We start from the raw sequence: 15,141 nt of genomic DNA on the forward strand, positions 1-15,141 counted from the left end.
ACAGTCATGCGAGGCGATTTGGGGCTTTCGTCCTTGCGGGCGTTCAAGTACGCGCTTGCGCCCCACGCTCCTTGAGCATGTCCGCCATCAGCCCGATCTCCGACTGCTGTGCGTCGGCCATGCCCTGCGCGAGCTTCTTCTCCACGCCGACGGTGCACTTCGCCGCGCACCCCTCGGCCATGTGGATGCCGCCCCTGTGATGGTCCGTCATCAACCGCAGGTAGAACACCTCGGCCTGCTTGCCGCTGAGGCCCTGAAGCTTCTTCAGCTCGGTGTTGGTCGCCATGCCCGGCATCAGCGCGCCGTCCTTGCCGGAGGCCATGTCACCCATGCCCATCCAGGTCATCGGCGGCTCGGCCGACACCTTGGGCAGCCCCCACAGGTCGAGCCAGCCCAGCAGCATGCCGCGCTGGTTGGCCTGCGTCTGCGCGATGTCGTAGGCAAGCCGCCGGACTTCCTCGTTCCTCGTGCGGTCGCGCACGATGTACGACATCTCGACGGCCTGCTGGTGATGGACCGCCATGTCCCGCGCGAACCCCGCGTCCGCGGACTCGCGCCCAGGGGTTTCCGTGCCGGTGTCCCCGTCCTCGGCGACCGCGTAGGTGATCGCGCCGGCCGCGACGAGCACCGCCGCCGCGGCCCCCGCGACCCAGCCGACGAGCCGCATCACTTCATCGTCCCGCCGGTGCACGAGGCGCCCGGCTCGGGGGTCTGCTCGCCCTGCACATAGGTGGCGAAGAACTTGTTCACCGCCGGGTCGTCGGCGCTCTTCACGGTCACCTGGTGGCCCCACGCCGAGAGGATCAGCGGAGCCGCCTGGTTCTCGTACGGGCTCATCAGCGTGTACGGCGTCTTCTTCACCTTGGCCGCGAGCGCGTCCACGTCCGCCTTCTTCGCCTCGGCGGTGTGCGTCACCCAGACCGCGCCGTGCTCCAGCGCGTGCACGGCGTTCTCGTCCTCGACGGGGGAGGTGTAGACGTTGCCGTTGCAGTTCAGCCACACCGGGTTGTGGTTGCCGCCCACCGGCGGGTGCATCGGGTACTTCACGGCCGTGGTGACGTGGTTCCGGGACAGCTTGCCGGACCAGGTCCGCACGCCGTCCTTGCCGGTCACGAAGTGCCCCGAGTCCCCGGAATCCTTCGCGTCGCCCGCCGCGTCCTTCGTGCCTTTGCCGTCCGTCTGCGCGTGCACGAGCACGACACCGCCGGTCACGAGACCGGCGACCACCACCACGCTCGCGACGATGACGAGCACCCGGTTGCGCCGCTCGCGCACCTGCTCGGCTCGCCGCATCTCCTCTATGCGCGCCTTGCGCGCCGCGCTGCCGCTGTTGTTGGCGGAACCCATGGGTGCTGTCCTTCTGGGGAAAGGGACGGGACGGGTGAGGCCCGCCGATCGTAATGGGGGGAAGGTTTCCCTCCGTAGGCAGGGCACGGGAAACGTGCGGGAACGATAATTTGAACGGCGGATGCGCATTACCTAGGCTGCCGGTATGCGTCTGCTGCGCTCCACCGACCTCGCCCTGCGGGTGCTCATGCGCCTCGCCGTCGCGGGCGAGGCCAGCCCCACGACCCGCGAGGTCGCGGGGGACATGGACGTGCCGTACACGCACCTGGCGAAGGTGGTCGCCGAGCTCCAGCACATGGGTCTGCTCGACGCCCGGCGCGGCCGGGGCGGCGGGCTCACGCTCACCGGCAAGGGCCGCGCGGCGTCGGTGGGCGCCGTGGTCCGCGCCTTCGAGGGCGACGGCGACGTGGTCGACTGCGAGGGCGCCACGCCCTGCCCCCTGAACTCCGCGTGCCGCCTGCGCGGCGCCCTGCGGCGGGCCCAGGAGGCGTTCTACGCCGCGCTGGACCCGCTCACGGTGGCGGACATGGTCACCGACCCCACCGGGCCGCTGCTGCTGCAGATCTCCCGGCCGTCCTGAGGGCTCAGCCCTGCGAGGCCAGCCACAGGTCCGGGCCGAACACCTCGTAGTGGATGCCGGCCGGGGCCACGCCCTTCTCGATCAGCTGGGCGCGGACGGCGCGCATGAAGGGGAGCGGGCCGCACAGGTACGCGCGCGTGCCCGAGGCGACCGGTACGGCCGTGAGGTCGACGAGCCCGGAGTGGGCGCCCGCGGGGGCGTCCTGCTCGTACCAGAGGTGCACCACCGCGTCCGGGAGCTTCGCCGCGTACGCCTCGTGATCGGCGCGCAGGGCGTGGTCGGCGGGGGAGCGGTCGCCGTGCACGACGGTGACCGGGGCCCGGTGGCCGGTCTCGGCGAGCCGGGCCAGCATCGCGACCATGGGGGTCACGCCGATGCCGGCGGAGGCGAGCAGCAGGGGCGTGTCCGTGGCGTCGTCCAGGATGAGGTCGCCGTACGGCTCGGACAGCGCGAGGACGTCGCCCTCGCGCACGTGCGCGTGGAGGTGGTTGGAGACCTCTCCGTCGGGGGTAGCGCCGCCGGCGGCGCCCCGCACCCGCTTCACGCTGAACTGGCGCAGGGTCCCGCCCGGCGTTCCGGAGAGGCTGTACTGGCGTATCTGCCGGGCGCCGTCGGGAAGCTCGACGCGGACGGAGACGTACTGTCCCGCGCGGAAGTCCCGCACCGGCCCGCCGTCGACCGGGCGCAGCCGGAAGGAGGCGACGTCGGCGGTCTCGGTGACCCGCTCGACGACCTCCCACTCCCGCCACCCGCGGCTGCCGCTCTCCTCGTACAGCCGCTTCTCGATGGCGACGAGCGCGTTCGCCATCAGCCAGTAGACCTCGTCCCAGGCGGCAGCGACCTCGGGCGTGACGGCCTCGCCGAGGACGTCGGCGATGGCGGCGAAGAGGTGCTCGTGGACGACCGTGTACTGCTCGGGCGTGACGCCGAGCGAGGCGTGCTTGTGGGCGATGCGGGCCAGCATCGCGTCCGGCCGCCGGTCCGGGTGCTCCACGAGGTGCGTGGCGAAGGCGGCGATGGAACCGGCGAGGGCCTGGCGCTGGGTGCCGGCGGCCTGGTTGCCGCGGTTGAACAGGTCGCGCAGCAGCTCGGGGTGGGCGGCGAAGAGCCCGGCGTAGAAACGCTCGGTGATCTCGCCGATGGCGGCGCCGACGGCGGGGAGCGTGGCGCGGACGGTGGCTGCGGACTGCTCGGAGAGCATCGGGACTCCTCGGGGCTCGACGGACCGGCACGGACGGGTGCGGCCGACCGCTGGACGGGTGCTGATCGGCGCTGCTCAGCACGGTATTTAAACTTGCATCCTGGATGCAAATTAAATGGGGGTGGTGTCGCTCACGGCCGAAGCGGACCGGCCATTACGGATGTCGGTCCGAGCAGGCAAGATGGGCTGAGAGCAGTACACCTGCCGTACGCGAGGCGTTCAGGCCGTGGACGGTCGGGCGATCAAGGTCCGCAACGCGCATGAAATGGTGTTGTGGTGGGATGCTCAGGTGCCCGACCGCCTCCGGTGGTACCGGAGACAGGCGGCCTGACCAGCAAGGATGGGGAAGCGGAAGATGGACAAGCAGCAGGAGTTCGTGCTCCGGACCTTGGAGGAGCGCGACATCCGGTTCGTACGGCTGTGGTTCACGGACGTGCTGGGCTTCCTCAAGTCCGTGGCCGTGGCCCCCGCCGAACTCGAACAGGCATTTGATGAGGGCATCGGCTTCGACGGCTCCGCCATCGAGGGCTTCGCCCGGGTCTACGAGTCCGACATGATCGCCAAGCCGGACCCCTCCACCTTCCAGGTCCTGCCCTGGCGCGCCGAGGCCCCCGGCACGGCCCGCATGTTCTGCGACATCCTGATGCCGGACGGCTCACCGTCCTTCGCCGACCCGCGGTACGTGCTCAAGCGCGCCCTGGCCCGGACCTCCGACCTGGGCTTCACCTTCTACACGCACCCCGAGATCGAGTTCTTCCTGCTGAAGGACCGCCCGCTCGACGGCTCGCGCCCGACCCCGGCCGACAACTCGGGCTACTTCGACCACACCCCGCAGAACATCGGCATGGACTTCCGCCGCCAGGCGATCACCATGCTGGAGTCGATGGGCATCTCGGTGGAGTTCTCCCACCACGAGGGCGCCCCCGGGCAGCAGGAGATCGACCTGCGCTACGCCGACGCCCTCTCGACGGCGGACAACATCATGACGTTCCGCCTGGTCATGAAGCAGGTGGCGCTGGAGCAGGGCGTCCAGGCGACGTTCATGCCGAAGCCGTTCTCCGAGCACCCCGGCTCGGGCATGCACACGCATCTCTCGCTCTTCGAGGGCGACCGCAACGCGTTCTACGAGTCCGGCGCGGAGTACCAGCTCTCCAAGGTCGGCCGCTCCTTCATCGCGGGCCTGCTCAAGCACGCGGCGGAAATCTCAGCGGTCACCAACCAGTGGGTCAACTCCTACAAGCGCATCTGGGGCGGCTCCGAGCGCACCGCGGGCGCCGGCGGCGAGGCCCCCTCCTACATCTGCTGGGGCCACAACAACCGCTCGGCCCTGGTCCGCGTCCCGATGTACAAGCCCGGCAAGACCGGCTCCGCGCGCGTGGAGGTCCGCTCCCTGGACTCCGGCGCCAACCCGTACCTCGCCTACGCCGTCCTCCTGGCCGCCGGCCTCAAGGGCATCGAGGAGGGCTACGAACTCCCGCCCGGCGCCGAGGACGACGTCTGGGCCCTCTCCAACGCCGAGCGCCGCGCGATGGGCATCGAGCCCCTCCCGCAGAACCTCGGTGAGGCCCTGACCCTCATGGAGGGCAGCGACCTGCTCGCCGAGACCCTCGGCGAGCACGTCTTCGACTTCTTCCTCCGCAACAAGCGGCAGGAGTGGGAGGAGTACCGCTCCGAGGTCACGGCGTTCGAGCTGCGGAAGAACCTGCCGGTGCTGTAGGCGGCAGGTCAGAGGTGGTTCCCCGTCGATTCGGCGGATGGGGCCGACGGTCGCGGACCGTCGGCCCCATCGCGTCTCACTGACCCTGGGCCGTCTCTGGGCCGTCCGGCGTCGGATCGGTGCCCTCGTACAGGCCGTCCACGGCTTTCCGGGCCCGCGCGTCGCTACTCGGCATGAGGTGCGTGTAGACCCGGCCATGTCTCCTCGTGGGCTGTTGCAGTCCTGACGGGGCGCTGACCAGTGGTCCTGCAGGCGGCGCCACTGATTCTCAGGGGTCGTGGGGGCGGGGTCCGGACAATGGTCCGGCCCAAGCTTCGCTCTGATCCCTGGGGGCCAGTTCTGCGGCTGCCGGTCGGATGTGGTGCGGGTGGGGGCTGCGTCATCCCGCCTGCCATCGACCCAGGCAGAGCTGAGCAGACACGGACCCTGGCGTCCAGGTCGTTCGTACAGTGGCGCGCTCCACCTGGACGCCAGGACCCGCGCCCGCTCCACATACGTGTGGGTCGACGGCAGACGGGATGACAGCGGGGCAGGCTGTGGCTGGGGTGCGTGTCCCTCGCGTGCCCGATCCGTCGGGAAGCTCGGAGGAAACCACGGAGAGTCACAGCAAGGCTCCGACCCAGGTCAGCGAAGGCACAGGCCCTCGGACCATGGCAGCTCCCGCCCAAAGTCTCTCCATGCCGACCTTTGCTGTCAGGCGCACGGACCGTAATCGCGGAAGCGCGCCCCGGCCCCATTGACACCAGGATTTGAACACGTTCAAGATGATGTTCGCCGCTTCCTTGAGGCGTCGCTCCCGGGCATGTGCGAGACACGAGAGGCAGGGCCGTATGGCTGCCAACCAGCATCAGCGGATACGACGTGCATTCATGGGCGCTGCGTTGGGATGTGCGGTGACATTCCTGTTGGCCTCCTGTTCCGTCTACCCGGTCGAGGTCAACACCGTTGATCAGCTGACGGGCGTGTGGTCGGACTGGACCGGGGCGACAGTTGAGTTCAAGGACGACGGCACGTTCACGGCCAAGGGCTTGGACAAGGCGGACGTCGTCGGCTGGGGGTGCTCCGGGTTCGCCGACCGGCAACATGGAACCTGGTCTCCCTCCGGAACGTATGGCACGGTCACCTTCGACGGCGTGGACTGCGAGGACATGAAATTGGCCTTCTACGGCTCCCCGGATTCCTTCATCGCCTGCTTCACTCGGGACGTGACTTCCGGGGGGTGCACGCACGAATTCAGCCGGGAGGAAGGCTGATCCGAGTGGTCTGGCCGCGCACCGACTACATGATCGCCACGTCCTCGGGACATGTGCGGGATGACTCGTCAGCCGAGTGAGTGTCCAACTGCGTGACAACGCCGACGAACAGCGGCGAACAACCGCGGACGTCTGCGGACCGTCGCAGCAGGTGAGAGAAATACCAGCACGAGGTCAAGCGCCCACGGGTTCGTTCGGGACGAAGAGGTCATTGCCCCAATGACTCACCACCACGGTTCCCGCCGCCGCGGCTTGCCCTGACGGACGTCACCGAACAGCGTGGCTGAGACCGGTGGGGGTGCAGCGAGACATACGCGCGCCTGATCGGTCTACGCACCCGCCATCGTGGCTGACTGTCGTCGGCTGAGGTTCGTGCCACAGCCGTGCCAGATGCAGAGGTCAGTCACGGTCAACGAGGGTGTACTGCGGTTGAGTTCGCGGCCACGGTGCCAGGTGCCGAAGCCCCAGGTCAGTGGCCTCGCTCCGCGGCATCCCACCCAGCGAGTGCGGCAGTGGCACGTCCTCGGTCTGCCTGCACGCGCGGTGCAGATCCCCGTACCCCGGGCGCCGGGCGAGGGCGCACTCGGGGGACAGTGCCGCCACGGCGGCGGTCGGTTCGCTCATGGCCCGGTCGCCTGGTGACTGCGCATCTCCACGTTGAGGTCGGAGACCTTGCTCAGGTTTCCGTCCTTGCGCGCGGCTTCCCGTTCCCGGCCCAGCGCGCCGCATACGTCGCATCCTGCTACGGGCGCGGGTGAGCCTACCGCCGAGCGGTCCGGTGTACTGAGCTCACGGACACCTGGGTACCCACGGCGGCATGGTGGAGATCCTGGTGGGGACGTGCTCGTGGACGGACCGGGCGCTGGTGACGAGCGGGTGGTATCCGCGGGGGCGGCGCGACGCGGAGGGGCGGCTGCGGTACTACGCCGAGCGGTTCCCCGTGGTCGAGGCGGACTCGGCCTACTACGCCCTGCCGAGCGCGCGGAACAGCCGGCTGTGGGTGGAGCGGACCCCGGACGGCTTCGTGTTCGACGTCAAGGCGTTCTCCCTGCTGACGGGACACCCGACGCGGCCGGCCGCGCTGCCCGCCGACTTACGGCCGGCCCTGACCGGCCGGCGGACCGCTGACACCGACCCGGGGTTGCTCGACGAGGTGTGGTCACGCTACGCCGAGGCGCTGGAGCCGCTCAGACGGGCGGGGCGGCTGGGCACCCTGCTGTTCCAGTTCCCGCCGTCGCTCACCCCCGGCCCGGAGGCGGAGGCGTTCCTGACCCGGTGCCGGGAACGGGCCCGCGGGTGGCCCTTCGCCGTGGAGTTCCGGCATCCCGGCTGGTGGGAGCCCATCCGCGAGCCGTCGACCGCGGCGCTGCTCACCGACCTGGACGCCACCGCCGTGGCCGTCGACACCGCGCGGGGCCTGCCCACCTCGATGCCACCGGTCACGCCGGTGACGGCACGGCGGCTCGCCGTCGTCCGCTTCCACGGGCGCAGCCCGCATTGGGGCACCGGGTCCAAGGAGGACCGCTTCCGGCACACCTACAGCGAGCGGGAACTGGCCGAGTGGCTGCCCCGCATCCGCGCACTGGGCGACCGCACCGACCGCGTCCACGTCCTGTTCAACAACTGCTGTGCCGACGCGGCGGTCAACGCGGCGCAGACCATGCGCGGTCTGCTGGCCGCAACGGTGCCCCACCAGTCGCGCGGGGCGGCCGACGCTACCGCTGTCGCCGGGCCAGCTCGGCAAGCACCTGGTGGAGCGGCTCGGTGGCCCTCTTCCGGTACTCCTGGACCGACCAGCCGTTGCCGTCGGGGTCTTTGAAATACATGAACGTCGCCCCGTCCTGCGGTGCGAACTGCTGCGGCTCGGTGACCTCAAGGCCACGCGCGGTCAGCTCCTCGTACGCCGCCTTGGCGTCGGTGACGCACAGCTGCAGCCCGTGGTACGTCCCCGGCCGCGGGGTCCCCGTCGGCACCTGGAGGCCGTCGACCAGCGCGATGGAGCACCCGGAGCCGGGATGGAACGACTCCCTTGTCGGCCGTACGGATCTCGGACCGTCGGCGGTCCGGCGGAACCGCTCGCCCTCACCGAAGCGGAAATCCGTGCGCGCCGCCACCGAAAAGACGAAGCGGAACTCAGCCGACCGCCCTGGAGCCGCCGCCGGGGACTCCGGTTAGGCTCTGGCCAGTACGACCTTGATCCGAGGGAGGCCGGGATGGCGGGGCCGGGGCGCAGGAGCAGTACCTTCACGCGGCTGCTGCGGCACGGCTTCACCGACCCGTCGGCCGCCGAGCGGTTGCTGGACAGGGCCGAGCTGGCGCCGGTCCGCGATGATCCGGTGCTGCTGGAAGCGCTGGGGGCGACCGCTGACCCGGACCTCGCGCTGCTCGGGCTCGTGCGGCTGCTGGAGGCCCAGCCGCAGGGCGCGGCGCGGCGGGAGCTGCTGGACACGGTGATAGCGGCCAAGCCGCTGCGCGACCGGCTGCTGGGGGTGCTGGGCGCCTCCGCCGCACTGGCCGATCACCTCGCCCGGCATCCGCGTGACTGGGAGGCGCTGGTCACGTACGAGCCCCGGGACCTGCACCCGGGGGTGGAGGAGTTCGAGCGGGGGCTGGCCGAGGTCACCGATCCCGTGTCCCTGCGCGTCGCCTACCGCCGCTGTCTGCTGTCCATCGCCGCCCGGGACGTGTGCGGCACCACGGACGTCGCCGAGACCGCCGCCGAGCTCGCCGACCTGGCCACCGCCACCCTGCGGGCCGCTCTCGGCCTCGCGCAGGCCGCCGCGCCCGACGACGCCGCCGCGTGCCGGCTCGCGGTGATCGCGATGGGCAAGTGCGGGGGCCACGAGCTGAACTACGTCTCCGACGTGGACGTCATCTTCGTGGGCGAGGCCGCCGACGGTGCCGACGAGGGCAAGGCGCTGAAGTCCGCCACCCGGCTCGCCTCGCACATGATGCGGATCTGCTCCGAGACGACCGTCGAGGGGTCGATCTGGCCCGTGGACGCCAATCTGCGGCCGGAAGGCAGGAACGGTCCGCTGGTGCGGACGCTGAGCAGCCATCTCGCCTACTACCAGCGCTGGGCCAAAACCTGGGAGTTCCAGGCCCTGCTCAAGGCCCGCCCGGTCGCCGGGGACACCGAGCTGGGGGAGGAGTACGTCGCCGCGCTCGAACCCCTGGTCTGGAAGGCCGCCGAACGCGAGAACTTCGTCGCCGACGTGCAGAAGATGCGCCGGCGGGTCGTCGAGAACATCCCCGTCGCCGAGGTCGAGCGCGAGCTGAAGCTCGGCCCCGGTGGCCTCAGGGACGTGGAGTTCGCCGTGCAGCTGCTGCAGCTGGTGCACGGCCGCACCGACCCCTCGTTGCGCAGCGGCACCACCCTCGACGCCCTCCAGGCCCTGACCGCCGGCGGCTACGTGGGCCGCGCCGACGGCGTCCAGCTCGACGAGGCCTACCGCTTCCTGCGCTCCATGGAGCACCGCATCCAGCTCTACCGGCTGCGCCGCACCCACCTGGTCCCCGAGGACGAGGCCGACCTGCGCCGCCTGGGCCGCTCGCTCGGCCTGCGGGCCGACCCGGTGGCCGAGCTGACCCGCGAGTGGAAGCGGCACGCCGCCGTCGTACGCCGTCTGCACGAGAAGATCTTCTACCGGCCCCTGCTCGACGCCGTCGCCCAACTCGCCCCCGGCGAGGCTCGGTTGAGCCCGGAGGCGGCCCGCGAACGCCTGGTCGCCCTCGGCTACGCCGACCCCGCCGCCGCCCTGCGCCACCTGGAGGCCCTCGCCTCCGGCGTCACCCGCAAGGCCGCCATCCAGCGCACCCTGCTGCCCGTCCTGCTCGGCTGGTTCGCCGACTCCGCCGACCCGGACGCGGGCCTGCTCAACTTCCGGAAGGTCTCCGACGCGCTCGGCAAGACCCCCTGGTACCTGCGGCTGCTCAGGGACGAGGGCGCGGCGGCGGAGAACCTCGCCCGCGTCCTGTCGGCCGGCCGCCTCGCCCCCGACCTGCTGATGCGCGCCCCCGAGGCCGTCGCCCTGCTCGGCGACGGCGACGGCGGCGGCCTGGAGCCACGCGGACGCGCCCACCTGGAGCAGGAGATCCTCGCCGCCGCGAGCCGCGCCGAGAACGCCGCCCAGGGCGTCACCGCGGCCCGTGGCGTCCGCCGCCGCGAGCTGTTCCGTACGGCCGCCGCGGACATCGTCGACTCCTACGGCACCGAGTCGAACCCGGCCGAGCCCGACCAGGGAGCCCTGGTGGACCGGGTCGGCGGCGCCGTCTCCGACCTCACGGCCGCCACCCTCGCCGGCGCCCTGCGCGCGGTGGTCCGCGAGGGCTGGGGCGACACCCTGCCCACCCGTTTCGCGATCATCGGCATGGGCCGCTTCGGCGGCCACGAGCTGGGCTACGGCTCGGACGCCGACGTCCTCTTCGTCCACGAACCGCAGGACGGCGTGGACGAACGGGAGGCCTCCGAGGCCGCCAACAAGGTCGTCGCCGAGATGCGCCGCCTGCTCCAGCTCCCCAGCGCCGACCCGCCCCTGCTCATCGACGCCGACCTGCGCCCGGAGGGCAAGTCCGGACCCCTCGTGAGGACGCTGAAGTCGTACGAGGCGTACTACCGCCGCTGGTCCCTGGTCTGGGAGTCGCACGCGCTGCTGCGGGCCGAGCCGGTCGCCGGGGACGAGGACCTGGCCCGCCGCTTCATCGAACTGATCGACCCGCTGCGCTACCCGGGGCGGGGCCTCGGCGACGGCGCCGTGCGCGAGATCCGCCGTCTGAAGGCCCGCATGGAGTCCGAGCGCCTCCCGCGCGGCGCCGACCCCAGGCTGCACACCAAGCTCGGGCCCGGAGGCCTGTCCGACGTCGAGTGGACGGTGCAGCTGCTGCAGCTGCGGCACGGCCGCCGGGAGCCCGGCCTGCGCACCACCCGTACCCGCGAGGCCCTCGCCGCCGCCCGCGAGGCCGGCCTCATCTCCGCCGAGGACGCCGCGACCCTCGACGAGGCCTGGGTCCTCGCCACCCGCGTCCGCAACGCCGTCATGCTGGTCCGCGGCCGGGCCGGCGACACCTTCCCCTCCGACGCCCGCGAGCTCGCCGCCGTCGGCCGCTACCTGGGCTACGGCACGGGCCACGCCGGCGACATGCTCGACGCCTACCGCCGCACGACACGCAGGGCGCGGGGCGTCGTGGAGGAGCTGTTCTACGAGGGCTGAACGCCGGCGTTCACGCCTCGCCGGGCAGCGGGGCGCCGACCGTCCCCCGGGCCGGGGCCACCCGCGGCAGGGCGTGCGGCAGGGCCCCGAACCACAGCCGGGCCACCGTGAAGCCGAAGGCCAGGCACAGGACACCGCCGACCGCGTCGAGCCAGAAGTGGTTCGCGGTGGCCACGATCACCACCAGCGTCGCCGCCGGGTACACGAGCCCCAGCACCCGCACCCACGGCACGCTCGCCAGCGCGAAGACCGTCAGCCCGCACCACAGGGACCAGCCGATGTGCATCGACGGCATCGCCGCGTACTGGTTCGACATGTGCTTCAGGTCGCCGGAGGCCATCGACCCCCAGGTCCGGTGCACCATTACCGTGTCCACGAAGTGCCCGCCGCGCATCAGCCGCGGCGGGGCGAGCGGGAACAGGTAGTAACCGACCAGGGCCACGCCCGTCGTCGCGAACAGCACCATCCGGGTCGCCGCGTACCGGCCGGGATGGCCGCGGTACAGCCACACCAGCACGCCCAGCGTCACCACGAAGTGCAGCGTCGCGTAGTAGTAGTTCATGCCCACGATCAGCCATGTCGCCGCGTTCACGGCGTGGTTGACCGACTCCTCGACGGCGATTCCGGCGTGGTGCTCGACCCGCCAGATCCAGTCGGCGTTGCGCAGCGCCTGACCCCGCTGCTCCGGGACCGCGTTGCGGATCAGCGAGTACGTCCAGTAACTGACCGCGATGAGCAGGATCTCGAACCACAGCCGGGGCCGGCGCGGAGTGCGCAGCCGGCCCAGGACCCGAGGTCCCCGTTCGTCCGTGACAGAGTGCGGAACGGCCATCCGCTCGCGACCTTCCGGCTCTGTCACGGTCGAGTCACTCATGGGTACAGAGTCTGCCAGAAAAGCCTTCAGGCCCCGATCATCCCCTGGTCGGGTTCCGGTCGCACGTTCTGCACCCCGGGGTGACGGGCCCCGGTGCCCCGGCAGGCAGCGTGTGCCCTCAAGGAGCGGCGTCCGGTGCGGCGAGTGGGGGCACCTCCCACGCCCTTGAGGCAGTGGGGGAGCGTGCCGGGCGTCGCGACGGGGCGAACGCCGCCTGGCGGGGTACTAGGGACGATTCCGGTCCCCGGGGGCCGAAGCGGTCGAGCCCCGCACCACCAGCTCCGGCATGAACACGAACTCGCTGTGCGGGGCGGGCGTCCCGCCGATCTCCTCGAGCAGGGTCCGCACCGCCGCCTGGCCCATCGCCGGGACCGGCTTGCGGATGGTGGTCAGCGGCGGGTCGGTGAACGCGATCAGCGGGGAGTCGTCGAAGCCGACCACGGAGACGTCCCGGGGGACCTCCAGGCCGAGCTGCCGGGCGGCCCGTATCGCGCCCAGGGCCATCATGTCGCTGGCGCAGACCACCGCCGTGCAGTTCCGCTCGATCAGCGCCGTGGCGGCGGCCTGGCCGCCCTCCAGGGTGTAGAGCGAGTGCTGCACGAGCTGCGCCTCGATCGTCTCCGTGCCCAGGCCCAGCTGGTCCTGCATGGCGCGCACGAAGCCCTCGATCTTGCGCTGCACCGGGACGAACCGTTTCGGGCCGAGCGCCAGGCCGATCCGGGTGTGCCCCAGCGAGATCAGATGGGTCACCGCCAGCGTCATCGCCGCCCGGTCGTCGGGGGAGATGAACGGCGCCTGCACCTTCGGCGAGAAGCCGTCGACCAGCACGTACGGCACGCCCTGCGCCCGCAGCCGCTCGTAGCGCTCCATGTCGGCGGTGGTGTCGGCGTGCAGCCCGGAGACGTAGATGATGCCGGCGACCCCGCGGTCGACGAGCATCTCGGTCAGCTCGTCCTCCGTCGACCCGCCCGGGGTCTGCGTGGCCAGCACCGGGGTGTAGCCCTGCCGGGTCAGCGCCTGGCCGATGACCTGGGCGAGGGCGGGGAATATCGGGTTCTCCAGCTCGGGGGTGATCAGGCCGACCAGCCCCTCGCTGCGCTGCCGCAGCCGTACCGGACGCTCGTAGCCGAGCACGTCCAGCGCGGCGAGCACGGACTGGCGGGTGGTGGCGGCGACGCCCGGCTTCCCGTTGAGGACGCGGCTGACGGTCGCTTCGCTCACCCCCGCCTGCGCAGCGATGTCCGCAAGCCGTGTGGTCACAGGGGTGGACTGTACCGGCCGGGAATCGCCTTGCCCACCGATCGGACGCCGTGCACGGGCGGTCGGACGGCCCGCTGCCGGTTGCTGCGTCATCGCGCTCCCTCGTCCTTCTGGTCGGCCTGGAATGGCAAGAGCTTGCAGAGTCTTGCACAAGTGTCTCTCTGCCCGCCCAGCGGGCCCGCAACAGGGTTGCGAGCGGGTCGAGGACAGGTCACGACAGGGTAACCCCCGGGTCCCCTTGCACTTTTTTGCTGCAAGGTCTTTCGCAACGCTTACATCGCTGTTACGTTCCCAGTCGCCCGGCCGCCGCAACGGCGCAGTCGGCAAGACGGCAGGGGCGGCGGACGGGACCGCCCCCTGCACCACTCGGGCTTTAACCCTCAAGGAGAACTCATGCGGCGTGGCATAGCGGCCTCCGCGCTGGTGGCGTCCCTCGCCCTCACGGCGACGGCGTGCGGCGGGAGCGACAGCAAGTCGGACGGTCCGGTGACCATCACCTGGTGGGACACCTCCAACGCCACCAATGAGGCACCGACGTACCAGGCCCTGGTCGAGCAGTTCGAGGCCGCCAACAAGAACATCAAGGTCAAGTACGTCAACGTCCCCTTCGACCAGGCGCGGAACAAGTTCGACACCGCCGCCGGTTCCAAGGGCGCCCCGGACATCCTGCGCTCCGAGGTCGGCTGGACCCCCGCCTTCGCCAAGAAGGGCTTCTTCCTGCCGCTGGACGGCACCGAGGCCCTCGCGGACAAGGACAAGTTCAAGCCCAACCTGATCACCCAGACGCAGTACGAGGGCAAGACCTACGGCGTGCCGCTGGTCACCGACACCCTGGCGCTCGTCTACAACAAGGCCCTGTTCAAGAAGGCCGGCATCACCGAGGCCCCCAAGACCTGGGACGAGCTGAAGTCCGACGCCGCCAGGATCAAGGACAAGGCCAAGGCCGACGGCTACTGGGGCTCCACCGCGGCCTACTACGCGCAGACCTTCCTCTACGGCGAGGACACCGACACCGTCGACGCCTCCGCCAAGAAGATCACGGTCGACTCCGCCGCCGCCAAGAAGGCCTACGGCACCTGGCTGAGCCTGTTCTCCGGCAAGGGCCTGCACAAGGCCGACACCACTGCCGACGCCTACGCCCACATCCAGGACGCGTTCGTCAACGGCAAGGTCGCCGCGATCATCCAGGGTCCCTGGGAGATCACGAACTTCTACAAGGGCAGCGCCTTCAAGGACAAGTCCAACCTCGGCATCACCACCGTCCCGGCCGGCTCCACCGGCAAGGCGGGCGCCCCCACCGGCGGCCACAACCTCTCCGTCTACGCCGGCTCGGACAAGGCCCACCAGGAAGCGGCCCTGAAGTTCGTCAACTTCATGACCTCGGCGAAGTCCCAGGAGACCATCGCCCTGAAGAACTCCACGCTGCCCACCCGCGACGACGCCTACACCGCCCAGGTCAAGGCCGACCCGGGCATCGCCGGCTACCAGGGTGTCCTCTCCGCCGCCCAGCCGCGCCCGGCGCTGCCCGAGTACAGCTCCCTGTGGGGCCCGCTCGACACCGAACTGCCGAAGATCGCCGGTGGCAAGGAGTCGCTGGACAAGGGCCTGAGCAACGCGAAACTCGCGATCACCAAGCTGGTCCCCGACTTCAGCAAGTGAGCCCGCGTGGCCGCCGGATCCTCCCACAAGGGGGGGAAGG

The 15,141-nt window shown here is 70.9% G+C and carries 12 protein-coding genes; 6 read left to right on the plus strand and 6 right to left on the minus strand.

What is annotated here, in order from left to right; translation table 11 throughout:
- Positions 1 to 43: 43 nt before the first annotated feature.
- A complete protein-coding gene (locus ACIBBH_RS00915) occupies positions 44 to 667 on the minus strand; it encodes a DUF305 domain-containing protein (protein ID WP_399400550.1) in 624 nt (207 codons plus the stop codon).
- Positions 667 to 1,347, minus strand: a complete 681-nt coding sequence (locus ACIBBH_RS00920) for a DUF3105 domain-containing protein (protein ID WP_399400552.1) — start codon at positions 1,345 to 1,347, stop codon at positions 667 to 669. Before ACIBBH_RS00920 ends, ACIBBH_RS00915 begins: the two co-directional genes overlap by 1 nt.
- Before the next feature lie 145 nt (positions 1,348 to 1,492).
- On the opposite strand from ACIBBH_RS00920, the gene ACIBBH_RS00925 reads away from it, so the two are divergent.
- Positions 1,493 to 1,927: an Rrf2 family transcriptional regulator gene (locus tag ACIBBH_RS00925; RefSeq protein WP_399400554.1), complete on the plus strand. Its 435-nt coding sequence runs from the start codon at positions 1,493 to 1,495 to the stop codon at positions 1,925 to 1,927.
- A gap of 4 nt (positions 1,928 to 1,931) precedes the next feature.
- On the opposite strand, the gene ACIBBH_RS00930 is transcribed toward ACIBBH_RS00925, so the two are convergent.
- A complete protein-coding gene (locus ACIBBH_RS00930; protein ID WP_399400556.1) occupies positions 1,932 to 3,128 on the minus strand; it encodes a globin domain-containing protein in 1,197 nt (398 codons plus the stop codon).
- A gap of 355 nt (positions 3,129 to 3,483) precedes the next feature.
- Between ACIBBH_RS00930 and glnA the strand changes: the two genes are divergently transcribed.
- From glnA to ACIBBH_RS00945, 3 genes are all read left to right on the plus strand, one after another.
- Positions 3,484 to 4,845, plus strand: a complete 1,362-nt coding sequence (glnA, locus tag ACIBBH_RS00935) for a type I glutamate--ammonia ligase (protein ID WP_399400558.1) — start codon at positions 3,484 to 3,486, stop codon at positions 4,843 to 4,845.
- Between the two features lie 830 nt (positions 4,846 to 5,675).
- Positions 5,676 to 6,098 (plus strand): hypothetical protein, encoded by a 423-nt coding sequence (locus ACIBBH_RS00940; protein ID WP_399400560.1) that lies wholly within the window; start codon positions 5,676 to 5,678, stop codon positions 6,096 to 6,098.
- Positions 6,099 to 6,915: 817 nt separating this feature from the next.
- Positions 6,916 to 7,917, plus strand: a complete 1,002-nt coding sequence (locus ACIBBH_RS00945) for a DUF72 domain-containing protein (protein ID WP_399400562.1) — start codon at positions 6,916 to 6,918, stop codon at positions 7,915 to 7,917.
- On the opposite strand, the gene ACIBBH_RS00950 is transcribed toward ACIBBH_RS00945, so the two are convergent.
- Complete coding sequence (locus ACIBBH_RS00950; protein ID WP_399400564.1) at positions 7,814 to 8,212, minus strand: VOC family protein; 399 nt, start codon at positions 8,210 to 8,212, stop codon at positions 7,814 to 7,816. The genes ACIBBH_RS00945 and ACIBBH_RS00950 overlap by 104 nt on opposite strands.
- 99 nt (positions 8,213 to 8,311) lie before the next feature.
- On the opposite strand from ACIBBH_RS00950, the gene ACIBBH_RS00955 reads away from it, so the two are divergent.
- Complete coding sequence (locus tag ACIBBH_RS00955; protein ID WP_399400566.1) at positions 8,312 to 11,308, plus strand: bifunctional [glutamine synthetase] adenylyltransferase/[glutamine synthetase]-adenylyl-L-tyrosine phosphorylase; 2,997 nt, start codon at positions 8,312 to 8,314, stop codon at positions 11,306 to 11,308.
- A gap of 10 nt (positions 11,309 to 11,318) precedes the next feature.
- Here the strand turns inward: ACIBBH_RS00955 and ACIBBH_RS00960 are convergent, their stop codons facing one another.
- Both ACIBBH_RS00960 and ACIBBH_RS00965 read right to left on the minus strand, forming a co-directional pair.
- A complete protein-coding gene (locus ACIBBH_RS00960) occupies positions 11,319 to 12,182 on the minus strand; it encodes a phosphatase PAP2 family protein (RefSeq protein WP_399400568.1) in 864 nt (287 codons plus the stop codon).
- 225 nt (positions 12,183 to 12,407) lie between these two features.
- A complete protein-coding gene (locus ACIBBH_RS00965; protein ID WP_399400570.1) occupies positions 12,408 to 13,442 on the minus strand; it encodes a LacI family DNA-binding transcriptional regulator in 1,035 nt (344 codons plus the stop codon).
- Between the two features lie 393 nt (positions 13,443 to 13,835).
- Here ACIBBH_RS00965 and ACIBBH_RS00970 point away from each other — a divergent pair, with 393 nt between their 5' ends.
- Positions 13,836 to 15,101 carry an extracellular solute-binding protein gene (locus ACIBBH_RS00970; RefSeq protein WP_399400572.1) on the plus strand — a complete coding sequence of 422 codons (1,266 nt, stop codon included), beginning with the start codon at positions 13,836 to 13,838 and terminating at the stop codon, positions 15,099 to 15,101.
- The last annotated feature ends 40 nt before the right edge of the window (positions 15,102 to 15,141 follow it).

Source organism: Streptomyces sp. NPDC051636 (genome assembly GCF_044453765.1).
In the GTDB taxonomy this organism is placed as follows: domain Bacteria; phylum Actinomycetota; class Actinomycetes; order Streptomycetales; family Streptomycetaceae; genus Streptomyces.